The organism is Parendozoicomonas verongulae, assembly GCF_009711465.1.
In the GTDB taxonomy this organism is placed as follows: Bacteria; Pseudomonadota; Gammaproteobacteria; order Pseudomonadales; family Endozoicomonadaceae; genus Sansalvadorimonas; species Sansalvadorimonas verongulae.
Map to the genome: position 1 here is coordinate 1 of NZ_SMME01000482.1, position 1,021 is coordinate 1,021.

The following is a 1,021-nucleotide window of genomic DNA, read 5'->3' on the forward strand; positions in this document are numbered from 1 at the left end:
TATCAAGGTTTCTAAGTATCGAACCCGCCTGATCCCCGCGATAACCCCTGTATTTTTCTGCTTTCGTCACGGCAAGGACACAACTATCATATAGCAATCTCGCAGTCTCAGTCTGCGAAGCCAGGTCGCCTCTCTCCAGCGTGAAAGTACAGGACTCAATCCACTTGAAGTCAGGGGGTGGAGTTTGTTTATAAAAAGAGCAATTAATAAAGGAACAGAATTTAAGAATCGGATAAGTCTCTCTCAATTGATCAAATTTGCACAGGTTCAACTCCATGCCGCTGAAGGTGGTATTACGTAGATCCATCTTTCGAAAATCTACAGAGGTTAGCCTTGTCCCTTTCAGGGTCAAACCTTTGAGGCTACCAATAAAATTGGTGTCGATTTCTGGGTTAAGATCATAAAGCAACTTAAACTGATCTTTCCCAACCGCTTTTACAATATCTCCAATCAGGTCTCCATCAGGTCGGCTCATAAAATTATCGCACATACGGACCAAGGGGTCTTCGATAGTGGCAGATATAGCCTGACCATTAGGGAAATATTCCACTTCCCGAGCCATTCTCTCTGTTAAGCTTTTATGACTGTTCTTCTTAGTATGAACTTTAAGCACTTCCTCCAGACTGATAAAAGGGAGCATTAATTCGGATGCATCAAGCCGCCTGCAGCTCTTCCAGGTTTGCTCTCCGGGAGCCATTGCATGAAGTCGCTTAATACCCCGGCACTGATTGCCATACCGATCCGTACCGTATGTCAAAATATCGGTGCGCTGTAGCAACTCTGGCTTCAGCGACAGCCAGTCCCCTGACTCCTGGTCAGTGGCCAGTTTGAAAAAAACGCTGCTTGCCCCCCCTGCTCTCAAGTCCGAGCGTCTGGATGCATAATCATTCTTCAACTGAGTCACGCCCAGCCTGATGCGCTCAACGATTGAGTAGAGATTTCCGCCACAATGGAACAATCTGACCATGGGATTATCTCTGCTACTGCAAAACTGCAGGGAATGAATAACAAGAGAGTGAGG

General features: G+C 46.2%; 1 protein-coding gene. It reads right to left on the reverse strand.

Translation table 11 applies throughout. The features are described from left to right. Positions 1-967 (reverse strand): pentapeptide repeat-containing protein (locus E1189_RS01100; RefSeq protein WP_155158273.1); only part of this gene is annotated, 967 nt, incomplete at its 3' end. Between the last annotated feature and the right edge of the window lie 54 nt (positions 968-1,021).